Source organism: Paracoccus gahaiensis (genome assembly GCF_005048225.1).
Classification (GTDB): Bacteria; Pseudomonadota; Alphaproteobacteria; order Rhodobacterales; family Rhodobacteraceae; genus Paracoccus; species Paracoccus gahaiensis.
The window spans coordinates 221,219-232,472 of record NZ_SUNI01000002.1 but is presented as its reverse complement, the minus strand read 5'-3'; the positions used below and the strand labels follow the sequence as shown (position 1 = coordinate 232,472).

Genomic DNA, 11,254 nt, shown 5'->3' with positions numbered 1-11,254 from the left:
CCTCCGTCGGGCCCTCGGACCGGACTTCGGATTCGGGGGTGATCACCGGAGCGGCCCCCTCGTTCTCGCGCGAGGTCAGGAAATCGGGCAGGCCGGGCTCCAGCGGTGCCGCAGCTTCGGCATTGCGCGGGTCGTTGTTGTCGCGGGGCTCGCGGCGCGACCGCGACACGCGGGGCTGCGCTTCCCGCGGCGCGGTGTCGCGGGGCTGGCTGTCGCGAGTCTGCTGGTCCCGCTGTCCGCCGTCACGACTTTGCTGGTCACGACCCTGCTGGTCGCGGTTCTGGTTGTCGCGGTTCTGGCCATCCCGGTTTTGGTTGTCACGGTTTTGGTTGTCGCGCTGATTGTCCCGGGGCTGATTGTCCCGGTTCGACGCGTCCCGCTGCTGGTTGTCCCGCTGCTGATGATCGCGGTTCTGGCCGTCACGGTTCTGGTTGTCCCGCTGCTGGTAGTCGCGGTTCTGACCATCCCGGTTCTGGCCGTCCCGGTTCTGATTGTCGCGCGAGCGGTCGCGGTTGTTGTCCTGGCGGGCATTGCTGTCGCCCGAATAGCCGCTCTGGCCGGAATTCCCGGCGCTTTGATAGCCGTGGTTCGAGTTGCCGTTCTGGCCGTTGCCGCCCTGATGATAGCCATGGCCGCCCATGCTGGACTGATAGCCGTCATCCTCGGGCCGGCCCTGGCGATCGGCCATTTCCTTGTTCGCCTCGCCCAGCATGCGCGTGTAATGCTCGGCATGCTGAAGGAAACTCTGCTCGGCCACGCGATCATGGGACAGCTGGGCGTCGCGCGCCAGCGTCAGGTATTTCTCGATGATCTGCTGGGGGGTGCCACGCACCTTGCCCTCGGGTCCCGAGCTGTCGAAGACGCGATTGGTGATGTTTCCCAGCGTGCGCTGGCGGTTCGATTTGCTACGCGAGCGGGATTTTGATGATCTCATCAGACTGTCTGTAAATGTTTCCGGGCGTCGGGATGCCAGCATGAACTGGACGGCGGTGTCGGACGGTTACGGGGGCTGGTGACCTCTCCGTTCAGCCCCTGCCCAGTCCCGTCGATGGCGCGGTTGCGCGCCCTTTCGGAACAGGCAGTGTCAGGCTGACCCATGCGACGGCGGCTTGTGGCTGTCGCACGCCGCCGACTAACCATGTCGCGCGCGCTTAGACAAGCAAAAACTGCCGCACATCCGCGCGAGCGGGACGTGGGTCAGTCGGGGGGCCCGTCCCTTTCCGCGAAATCGGCCAGCACGACCCGGTCGCGCCCGTCCAGATCGGGCAGCACCCGCGCCTGTGCGCCCTGGTCTGTGAAAAGCGCGCGCACCGTCGCCCCCTGGCTGGGGCCGATCTCGACCAGCACCGCGCCCGAGGGCGACAGCAGCGCCCGCGCCCCCGCCGCGATGACGCGATAGGCGCCCAGCCCGTCGCCGCCATCGGTCAGCGCCATGCGCGGCTCCCAGTCGCGCACGTCCGCGTCCAGCCCCGCCATCTCGGCCGCGGCGATATAGGGCGGGTTCGAGACGATCAGATCGAAGGGCCCGGCGATCCCCTCCAGCCAGTCGGCCTGCCGGAACCGGGCATTCACCCCGATCCGGCGCGCATTGAAGCGGGCGACCTGCAGCGCCGCCTCGGACAGGTCGGTCCCCAGGCCCGTCGTGCCCGGGCGCGCCGCCAGAAGCGAGATCAGGATCGCCCCCGTCCCGGTGCCCAGATCCAGGACGCTGCGCCAGGGGCGGGCCAGCGCCGCCTCGACCAGCGCCTCGGTCTCGGGGCGGGGGTCCAGCGTGTCGCGGGTGACCTGAAAGCGATGCGCCCAGAAATCGCGGAACCCCACGATCTGCGCCACCGGCTGGCGCAACGCCCGCGCGGCGATGCCGTGGTGAAAGCGCGCCGCCTGCTCCTCGGTCAGCGCCAGATCCTCGGTGATGCGCAGCCGACCGGGCTCGATCTCCAGCACGGCGGCCAGGATGCGGTCGGCATCGCGGGCGCCGCCCTCGATGCCGGCAGCGCGCAGCAGCGCCGCGCCCTCGGCCTGGGCCTGCGACAGGTTCATTCCGCCTCCGCCAGCCGGGCGGCCTGGTCATGCGCGGTCAGCGCGTCGATGATCTCGGACAGGTCGCCCGCCATGATCCGGTCCAGCGCATAGAGCGTCAGGTTGATGCGGTGATCCGTCATGCGGCCCTGCGGGAAATTGTAGGTGCGGATGCGTTCGCTGCGATCGCCGCTGCCCACCTGCGACTTGCGGTCGGCCGAGCGTTCCGCATCCGCCGCCGCGCGGCTCATGTCATAAAGCCGCGCGCGCAGCACGGCCATGGCATTGGCGCGGTTCTGGTGCTGCGACTTCTCGCTGCTGGTGACGACGATGCCGGTGGGCAGGTGGGTGATCCGCACCGCCGAATCGGTGGTGTTCACATGCTGGCCGCCCGCCCCGCTGGCGCGCATCGTGTCGATGCGGATGTCGCCCGCGGGAATGTCTAGGACCACGTCCTCGGCGGCCTCGGGCAGGACGGCCACGGTGGCGGCGCTGGTATGGATGCGGCCCCCCGATTCGGTGGTGGGCACGCGCTGCACCCGGTGCACGCCGGATTCGTATTTCAGCCGGGCAAAGACCCCCTCGCCCTCGATCCGGGCCGTGGCCTCCTTGACGCCGCCCAGCTCGGTCCGGGTCAGGTCCAGCATCTGGAACTGCCAGCCCTGCCCCTCGGCATGGCGGCGATACATCTCCAGAAGGTCGCCCGCGAACAGCGCCGCCTCGTCGCCCCCGGTGCCGGGGCGGATCTCGACGATGGCCGGGCGCGCGTCGGCGGCGTCCTTGGGCAGCAGCGCCAGCCGCAACGCCTGTTCCAGCGCGGGCAGCCCGGCCTCGAGGCGGCGCAGCTCGTCCTCGGCCAGACCGCGCATCTCGGGATCGCCCAGCATGGCGCGGGCCTCGGACAGCCCGTCCTGCGCGGCGCGCCACAGCCCGATCTGCGCGACCACCGGCCGCAGATCCGCATATTCCCGGCTGATCGCGGCGATCTGGTCGGGCGCAGCGCCGGCATTCAGCCGCGCCTCGAGAAACTCGAAACGTTGCAGGATCTGGATCAGGCGGTCTTCGGGCAACATGCCAGCGGCTTACCCCCGCGCCGGCGACACGACAAGCGGCACATGGCCTGCCTGGGCCCGCAAATATCCGCAGCGGGCTCCGGGGGGCAGGAGGCCCCCCGGGCGTCGCGGGACACAGATCACCGCCGGGTCCAGCCATAGAGTGCGATCAGCTCCAGCGCGACATGCGCCCCGGCGATCGCCGTCGCCCCCGTCGTGTCATAGGGCGGCGAGACCTCGACCACGTCGCCGCCGATCAGATCCACCCCCGCCAGCCCGCGCAGCAGGGCCGCCGCCTGCCAGCCGGCCAGCCCCCCCCAGACGGGCGTCCCGGTGCCCGGCGCGAAGGCCGGGTCCAGCGCGTCGATGTCGAAGGTCACATAGACGGGGCGGTCGCCCACCACGGCCCGCACCCGCGCCAGCACCGCCTCGACCCCCTCGCGATGGACCATCGGCGCATCCAGGATCGTCACCCCCATCGTGTCGGGATTGTCGGTGCGGATGCCCACCGCGACGCTGGCGGCGGGATCGACCACCCCCTCGCGGATCGCCTTGTAGAGGAAGGTCCCGTGATCGATCCGCTCCGGGTCGTCATCCACCCAAGTGTCGGAATGCGCGTCGAACTGGATCAGCGCAACCGGGCCGCGCCGTGCCGCCACCGCCCGCAGGATCGGCAGCGTGATCGAATGATCACCGCCCAAGGTCACGGGCGCCACCCCGGCATCCAGGATCGCGCCGATATGCGCCTCGATCCGCCCGGGCACCTCGCGGGTATTGGCATAATCGAACGCCATGTCGCCGTAATCGACCACGTCCAGCAGCGCCAACGGATCGTAGCCCCAGCCATAGGGCGCGTCGAAGGCCTGCAGCGTGGACGCCTCGCGGATCGCGCGCGGCCCGAAGCGCGTGCCGGGCCGGTGCGTCACCGCCTGATCGAAGGGAATGCCCGTCACCGCCAGATCGACGCCCGCCAGATCCTTGGTATAGCGCCGGCGCAGGAAACTCGTCGCCCCGCCGAAGGCATTCTCGAAGGACAGCCCGCGCAAGCTCTCGCGCGTGAAGGCCTGATCCACCTGCGTCTTCGCATCTTCCAGCGCCATGCCCGCCCCCGCCTCTTGGTCACCCTGGGCGGCAGGATGGCCCGCCCCCGGCCGGCGGCGCAAGCCCCCGCCCTTCTTCTTTGCCCAAATACCCGCGGGGGAGGCCGCCCTGCGGCCGGGGGCGGCAGCCCCCCGACCACGCCTCCCACCATGCCCCCGCCAGCCGAATCACCTTGCATCCGCAGCATTCGCTGCTAGAAGACCCCATCCTTCCGCCTGGATTTCCATAACAGCGCAGCCTCTCGTGACGGGTGCGGAAGGGCCGACCCGTCGATGAAATGCGCACAGCACCCGAAAGGATCGCCATGCCCCTCTACGAGCATGTGCTGATCGCCCGCCAGGACCTGTCGAACACGCAGGCCGAAGGGCTGATCGAACATTTCTCGACCGTACTCGCCGATAACGGCGGCAAGGTCGTGGAAAACGAATATTGGGGTGTCCGCACCCTCGCCTACAAGATCAACAAGAACCGCAAGGGCCATTACGCCTTCCTGCGCACCGACGCCCCCTCGGGCGCCGTGCTCGAGATGGAACGCCTGGCCCGCCTGCATGATGACGTGATGCGCGTGATGACCATCCGCGTGGACGAGCATCAGGAAGGCCCCTCGGTCCAGATGCAGAAGCGCGAAGAGCGTGGCGAGCGCGGTGACCGTGGCGATCGCGGCGACCGTCCCCGGGGCGACCGTCCCGACCGTGGCGACCGTCCCCGTGACGATCGTCCCCGTGACGGTGACCGTGGCGGCGAACGCCGCGACCGGAACTGAGAGGATCTGAGACATGGCAAACAAACCGTTCTTCCGCCGCCGCAAGGTCTGCCCGTTCTCGGGCGAGAATGCTCCGGCCATCGACTACAAAGACACCCGCCTGCTGCAGCGCTATATCAGCGAACGCGGCAAGATCGTGCCCTCGCGCATCACCGCCGTCTCGGCCAAGAAGCAACGCGAGTTGGCCCGTGCCATCAAGCGCGCCCGCTTCCTGGCCCTGCTGCCCTATGTCATCAAGTAAGGAGACCTGAACGATGCAAGTCATCCTGATGGAACGTGTGGCCAAGCTTGGCCAGATGGGCGAAGTCGTGAACGTCAAGCAGGGCTTCGCGCGCAACTACCTGTTGCCGCAGGGCAAGGCGATGCGGGCCTCCGAGGCCAACATCAAGGCGTTCGAAGGCCAGAAGGCCCAGCTGGAAACCCGCAATGCGGAATCCAAGGCCGAAGCCCAGAAGATCGCCGAAAAGCTGGACGGCCAGACCTTCGTGGTCATCCGCTCGGCCTCCGATTCGGGCGCGCTCTACGGCTCGGTCACCACGCGTGACGCCGCCGATGCCGCGACCGAGGCCGGCTTCACGGTCGACCGCAAGTCGGTCGTGCTGCGCGAGCCGATCAAGGATTTGGGCCTGCATGACGTCACCGTCGTGCTGCACCCGGAGGTCGAGGCGACGATCACCATGAACGTCGCCCGCTCGCCCGAAGAGGCCGAGCTGCAGGCGCAGGGCAAGTCGATCCGCGACATCGCCGACGAGGCCGATGCCGAGGCCGAATTCGAGATCGCCGAACTGTTCGACGACATCGGCGGCGCCGATGACGGCGAAAGCGACGACCGCGACCGCGACTGATCCCCGAAGGGATCGTCGGACGATCTTTGCCGCGCCGGGAAACCGGCGCGGTTTTTCATTTGTTTCATGGGCGCGCCCCTCCCCGCATGGCATGATCCGCAAGGGGCGTGAGGTCCGGGCAAGCGGGGCTGTGGCGCTCTGGGCGAGGAAGTGACGATGACCGATGCGCTGTCCCGGATGCTGGCCACCCGCCCCCATGTGCTGGCGGACGGCGCGACCGGCACGGCGCTCTTCAACATGGGCCTGGACCCGGCGACCCCCGCCGAGATCTGGAACGCCACCCATCCCGACCGCATCGCCGCCCATCATCGCGGCGCCATCGAGGCCGGGTCCGACCTCTTCCTGACCAACAGCTTCGGCGCCAATGCCAGCCGGCTGCGCCTGCACGGCGCCGGCGCCCGCGTGACCGAGCTGAACCGCCTTGCCGCCCAGATCGCCCGCGCCGAGGCCGACCGCGCCGGACGCCCCGTCATCGTCGCCGGCAGCATGGGCCCGATCGGCGAGATCATGGCCCCGATGGGCAGCCTGACCCAGGCCCGCGCCGTCGAGATGTTCCACGAGCAGGCCGAGGCGCTGCGCGACGGCGGCGCCGACATCCTGTGGGTCGAGACCCTGGCCTCGCTGGACGAGCTGCGCGCCGCCGCCACCGCCGCGCGGCGGGTGGGCATGGCTTGGTGCGGTTGCCTCAGCTTCGACACGGCGGGGCGCACGATCATGGGCGTGACGCCGGCGCAACTGGCCGCCGCGGTCGAGACCCTGCCCAACCCGCCGGTGGCCTATGGCGCGAATTGCGGCGTCGGCGCCTCGGACCTTCTGCGCACGGTGACCGGGCTGGTCGCCTCGGGCACCGAGCGCCCGATCATCGCCAAGGGCAATGCGGGAGTGCCGCATCTGCAGAACGGGCATCTGCATTACGACGGCACGCCCGAGCTGATGGCCGACTACGCCTGTCTGGCGCGCGACATGGGCGTGCGGGTCATCGGCGGCTGCTGCGGGACCATGCCCGAGCATCTGCGCGCCATGCGCGCCGCCCTAGACAGCCGCCCGCAGGGGCCCCGCCCGGCGCTGGACCAGATCACCGCCCGCCTTGGCGCCTTCAGCGGCACGCCCGGCAGCGACAGGCTGACCATCGGGCGACGCCCCTGAGGCTGCGGGTCAGAACAGCGACAGCTGGTCCCCGGCCCGGGGCGGCGGCCCGAAGCGCGAGCAATCCAGCGGCGGACTGCCCTCGCGATAGCCGAGCCGCCTGCGCGCCAGCCGGAAGCGCTGCCGAGCCAGATCGGCCTCGACCCCCTCGCCCTTGAAGCGATGCCCGAATCGCGGGTCGTTGTCGCGCCCGCCGCGCATCGCCTGCACGCGGTTCATGACATGCGCGGCCATGCCGGGGCGGTGCCGCTCCAGCCAGTCGCGGAACAGCGGCGCCACCTCGTGCGGCAGGCGCAGGGCGATCATGCTGGCGGTGCTGGCCCCCGCCTCGCGGGCGGCGGTCAGGATCGCCTCGATCTCGGGCTCGGTCAGGACGGGGATGACCGGAGCCACCATGATGCGCACGGGGATGCCGGCGCGGGACAGCTCTCGGATCATCCGCAGGCGGGTGGCGGGGGTGGGCGCGCGCGGCTCCATCACCCGGGCCAGATCGGGGTCCAGCGTGGTGATGCTGACCCCCACGGCGGCCTGATCGCGCGCCGCCAGTTCTGCCCAGAGGTCGATGTCGCGCAGCACCGTCGCGCCGCGGGTGATCAGCGTGGCCGGGTGATTCCAGTCGCGCAGCACCCGCAGCAGGCCGGGCATGATCGCCAGCTGCGCCTCGACCGGCTGGTAGGGATCGGTGTTGGTCCCCAACGCGATGGGCGCGGGCTTGTAGCGAGGCCGGGCCAGTTCGCGCGCCAGAAGCGCGGCGGCCTGAGGCTTGGCGGTGATCTTGGTCTCGAAATCCAGACCCGGCGACAGGCCCAGCCAGGCATGGCTGGGCCTGGCATAGCAGTAGATGCAGCCATGCTCGCAACCGCGATAGGGATTGATCGAGCGGTCGAAGGAGATATCGGGCGAGCTGTTGCGGGTGAGGATGCTGCGCGGCTCCTCGATCGTCACCTCGGTGCGCAGCAGGGTCTGATCCTCGGGAATGTCCCAGCCATCATCCTCGCGCCGGTGGGTCAGCCGCTCGAACCGCCCCTCGGGGCGGGTATCGGCACCACGGGCCTTCAGGCGCAGGTCGGGATTGCGGGGCGGCAGCATGGGGACATGATAGAACATAATAGGAACATTTGCAAAGCCCGTTGATGTTCGCCGGAGCCGCCCCCATCCTTGGGTCCAAGGTCAATGACAGGATATGCCATGAGCGACGACTATACCCCGCCGAAGGTCTGGACCCCCGGCACGGAAAACGGCGGCCAGTTCGCCAGCATCAACAAGCCGACCGCCGGCGCGCAATACGACCGCGCGTTGCCGGTGGGCCGCCATCCGCTGCAACTGTATTCGCTGGCGACCCCCAACGGGCAGAAGGTCACCATCCTGCTGGAGGAGCTGCTGGAGGCCGGTCATGCCGCCGAGTACGACGCCTGGCTGATCAAGATCGGCGACGGCGACCAGTTCGGCAGCGGCTTCGTGGGCGTGAACCCCAATTCCAAGATCCCCGCGCTGATGGACCATTCGGTATCGCCGCCGCAGAGGGTGTTCGAATCCGGATCCATCCTGCTGTATCTGGCCGAGAAATACGGCGCCTTCCTGCCCACCGATCTGGCGGCGCGGACCGAGACCTTGAACTGGCTCTTCTGGCAGATGGGCGCGGGCCCCTATCTGGGCGGCGGCTTCGGGCATTTCTACGCCTATGCGCCGATCAAGATCGAATATGCGATCGACCGCTTCACCATGGAGGTCAAGCGCCAGCTGGACCTGCTGGACAAGCGCCTGGCCGAGACGCGCTTCATCGCGGGCGAGGACTATACCATCGCCGACATGGCGATCTGGCCGTGGTACGGGCGCCTGATCACCGGCGGCGCCTATGGCGAGGCGGCAACCTTCCTCGACGCGGAAAGCTACACGCATGTCCACCGCTGGCAGGCCGAGATCGCCGCGCGTCCCGCCGTGCAGCGGGGCATCATGGTCAACAACGTCTCGGGCGAGCCCTCCGGGCAATTGCACGAGCGCCATGACGCGGGGGACTTCCAGACCCGCACGCAGGACAAGCTGGACGGCTGAAGCAGGAAGGGGGGCGCTGCCCCCCGTCCTTCGGACTCCCCCCGGGATATTTGCGCCAAGATGAAAGCCTGCGCTTCATCTTGGTCGAAATATCCCACGGGGGGTCGCCGGATGGGGCGCCACCGGTCCGAGGCCCTTTCGGCGACGGGTGTGAAACCCCCGGCTTGCGACAGATCAGTTGCGGGCGCGGTCGACCATCTTGCCCTTGCTGATCCAGGGCATCATCTCGCGGAGCTTCGCGCCGACCTGTTCGATCTGGTGCTCGTCATTGATGCGGCGGGTGGCCTTGAACGAGGGCTGGCCCACGGCGTTCTCCTGCATGAAGTCGCGCACGAACTTGCCGGTCTGGATGTCCTTCAGGACCGCCTTCATGCGCGCCTTGGTCTCGTCATAGGGCAGGATGCGCGGGCCCGAGACGTATTCGCCGTACTCGGCGGTGTTGCTGATCGAGTAGTTCATGTTGGCGATGCCGCCCTCATAGATCAGGTCGACGATCAGCTTGACCTCGTGCAGGCATTCGAAATAGGCCATCTCGGGCTCGTAGCCGGCCTCGACCAGCGTCTCGAAGCCCATGCGGATCAGTTCGACCAGGCCGCCGCAGAGGACCGCCTGCTCGCCGAAGAGGTCGGTCTCGCATTCCTCGCGGAAATTGGTCTCGATGATGCCCGAGCGGCCGCCGCCGATGGCCGAGCAGTAGGACAGGCCGATCTCCATCGCCTTGCCCGAGGCGTTCTGGTGGACGGCCACCAGGCAGGGCACGCCGCCGCCCTTGGTGTATTCGCCGCGCACGGTATGGCCGGGGCCCTTGGGGGCCATCATGATCACGTCGACGCCGGGCTTGGGCTCGATCAGGCCGAAATGCACGTTCAGGCCGTGCGCGAAGGCGATGGCCGCGCCGTCGCGCAGGTTGTCATGGACGTATTTCTTGTAGGTCTCGGCCTGAAGTTCGTCGGGCATGGTGAACATGATCACGTCGCACCAGGCGGCAGCCTCGGCGATGCCCATGACCTTCAGGCCCTCGCCCTCGGCCTTCTTGGCGGAGGGGCTGCCCTCGCGCAGGGCGACGACGACGTTCCGGGCGCCGCTGTCGCGCAGGTTCAGGGCATGGGCATGGCCCTGGCTGCCATAGCCAAGAATGGCCACCTTGGCGTCCTTGATCAGGTTCACGTCGCAGTCGCGGTCATAGTAAACGCGCATGGGGAAGTCCTTTCGATGTGCTGACAGCGTTTTATCCCGTCCGTCGCGCCGCTGCCATGCAAGGGCATAAGGAATTCCTCCTCTTTTCGAAAAGATCATGCGCTGATAGGCTGATTTCATGAAATTCATGCCCGATATGACCGATCGCCGCATTCTGCGCCAGCTTCTGGCCGATCCCGCGGCGCCGATGGCCGTGCTGGCCGAGCGGGCCGGGATCACGCCTGCCAGCCTGTGGCGGCGGCTGGAGCGGCTGCGCGAGGCGGGCGTGCTGAAGGGCGTGCAGGCGCGCATCGACTGGCGCGCGATGGGCTGGGAGGTCGAGGTCAGCTTGCGCTTCACGCTGGACAAGACCAACCCCCGCGCCTTCGACGAATTCCTGGCCGCCCTGCGCGAGGTGCCCGAGGTGATCGAGATCCAGAGCTTTCTGGGCAGCGTGGACTGGCGCGCCTCGGTCATCGCGCGGGACATGGCGCATTGGCAGCAGGTCTATCGCGACCGCATCCTGACCCTGCCGCATATCGCGGAACTGGAGGCACTGATGCTGATCGCCACCATCAAGGACAGTGCGGAGCTGCCGCTGTGACAGGCTTGGACGCGACCGATTTGGCCATCCTGCGGGTGCTGGCGGGGGACGCCACGCGCAGCGCCGCGGATGCGGGCCGGGCGGTGGGGATCGGGCAGCCTGCCGCCTGGCGGCGCATCAAGCGGCTGACGGATCAGGGGGTGATCGCGGGGCGGCGGGTGGTGCTGGACCCTGCCGCATTGGGGTTCGGGGTGACGGTGTTTCTGGGCATCCGGCTGGCCGCGAAGGGCCGCACCAGCCTGGAGGAGTTCGAGCGCGCCGTGACCGCTATTCCCGAGGTGCAGCTGGTCCAGCATGTGCTGGGGCAGTTCGATTACCGGCTGCGGATCACCGCCCGCGACATCAGCGATTTCGAGCGCATCCTGCGGCGGCGGATCATGACCCTGCCCGGCGTGGGGCAGGTGGAGGCGAATGTCATGCTGTCCGAGGAACGGCGCCCGGGGCCCCTGGGGTGAGGGGCTGCCGGTCCGTCCTTCCCAGGCAGGGCAGATCGGAC

The 11,254-nt window shown here is 68.7% G+C and carries 12 protein-coding genes and 1 pseudogene; 7 read left to right on the top strand and 6 right to left on the bottom strand.

The window, feature by feature from the left end:
- Window positions 1–687: 687 nt before the first annotated feature.
- From FA743_RS04185 to speB, 4 genes and pseudogenes are all read right to left on the bottom strand, one after another.
- Window positions 688–934: pseudogene (locus tag FA743_RS04185) on the bottom strand (DUF4167 domain-containing protein); the annotation flags it as partial.
- A 263-nt stretch (window positions 935–1,197) separates the two neighbouring features.
- Window positions 1,198–2,040 (bottom strand): peptide chain release factor N(5)-glutamine methyltransferase, encoded by an 843-nt coding sequence (gene prmC, locus FA743_RS04180; RefSeq protein ID WP_136884617.1) that lies wholly within the window; start codon window positions 2,038–2,040, stop codon window positions 1,198–1,200.
- Complete coding sequence (gene prfA, locus FA743_RS04175; protein ID WP_136884616.1) at window positions 2,037–3,092, bottom strand: peptide chain release factor 1; 1,056 nt, start codon at window positions 3,090–3,092, stop codon at window positions 2,037–2,039. The genes prmC and prfA overlap by 4 nt, the downstream gene beginning before the upstream one ends.
- 119 nt (window positions 3,093–3,211) lie before the next feature.
- Window positions 3,212–4,171 (bottom strand): agmatinase, encoded by a 960-nt coding sequence (gene speB / locus FA743_RS04170; protein WP_136884729.1) that lies wholly within the window; start codon window positions 4,169–4,171, stop codon window positions 3,212–3,214.
- 305 nt (window positions 4,172–4,476) lie between these two features.
- On the opposite strand from speB, the gene rpsF reads away from it, so the two are divergent.
- The 4 genes from rpsF to bmt all read left to right on the top strand — a co-directional run bounded on the left by rpsF (window position 4,477) and on the right by bmt (window position 6,926).
- Window positions 4,477–4,935, top strand: coding sequence for a 30S ribosomal protein S6 (gene rpsF, locus FA743_RS04165; protein ID WP_136884615.1), 459 nt, complete (start codon window positions 4,477–4,479; stop codon window positions 4,933–4,935).
- Window positions 4,936–4,948: 13 nt separating this feature from the next.
- Window positions 4,949–5,176 carry a 30S ribosomal protein S18 gene (rpsR, locus tag FA743_RS04160; protein ID WP_136884614.1) on the top strand — a complete coding sequence of 76 codons (228 nt, stop codon included), beginning with the start codon at window positions 4,949–4,951 and terminating at the stop codon, window positions 5,174–5,176.
- Between the two features lie 13 nt (window positions 5,177–5,189).
- Window positions 5,190–5,780 carry a 50S ribosomal protein L9 gene (gene rplI, locus FA743_RS04155; protein ID WP_136884613.1) on the top strand — a complete coding sequence of 197 codons (591 nt, stop codon included), beginning with the start codon at window positions 5,190–5,192 and terminating at the stop codon, window positions 5,778–5,780.
- A 156-nt stretch (window positions 5,781–5,936) separates the two neighbouring features.
- Window positions 5,937–6,926 (top strand): betaine--homocysteine S-methyltransferase, encoded by a 990-nt coding sequence (gene bmt / locus FA743_RS04150; protein ID WP_136884612.1) that lies wholly within the window; start codon window positions 5,937–5,939, stop codon window positions 6,924–6,926.
- Window positions 6,927–6,935: 9 nt separating this feature from the next.
- On the opposite strand, the gene FA743_RS04145 is transcribed toward bmt, so the two are convergent.
- Window positions 6,936–8,033, bottom strand: a complete 1,098-nt coding sequence (locus FA743_RS04145; protein ID WP_136884611.1) for a PA0069 family radical SAM protein — start codon at window positions 8,031–8,033, stop codon at window positions 6,936–6,938.
- Between the two features lie 81 nt (window positions 8,034–8,114).
- Here FA743_RS04145 and yghU point away from each other — a divergent pair, with 81 nt between their 5' ends.
- A complete protein-coding gene (gene yghU / locus FA743_RS04140) occupies window positions 8,115–8,978 on the top strand; it encodes a glutathione-dependent disulfide-bond oxidoreductase (protein WP_211242191.1) in 864 nt (287 codons plus the stop codon).
- 174 nt (window positions 8,979–9,152) lie between these two features.
- On the opposite strand, the gene ilvC is transcribed toward yghU, so the two are convergent.
- Window positions 9,153–10,175, bottom strand: coding sequence for a ketol-acid reductoisomerase (ilvC, locus tag FA743_RS04135; protein ID WP_136884609.1), 1,023 nt, complete (start codon window positions 10,173–10,175; stop codon window positions 9,153–9,155).
- Between the two features lie 127 nt (window positions 10,176–10,302).
- Here ilvC and FA743_RS04130 point away from each other — a divergent pair, with 127 nt between their 5' ends.
- Together FA743_RS04130 and FA743_RS04125 are read left to right on the top strand one after the other, a co-directional pair.
- Window positions 10,303–10,758, top strand: coding sequence for an Lrp/AsnC family transcriptional regulator (locus tag FA743_RS04130; protein WP_136884608.1), 456 nt, complete (start codon window positions 10,303–10,305; stop codon window positions 10,756–10,758).
- The gene (locus tag FA743_RS04125) at window positions 10,755–11,213 is read left to right on the top strand and encodes an Lrp/AsnC family transcriptional regulator (protein WP_136884607.1); all 459 of its coding nucleotides are present in this window, start codon (window positions 10,755–10,757) and stop codon (window positions 11,211–11,213) included. Before FA743_RS04130 ends, FA743_RS04125 begins: the two co-directional genes overlap by 4 nt.
- The last annotated feature ends 41 nt before the right edge of the window (window positions 11,214–11,254 follow it).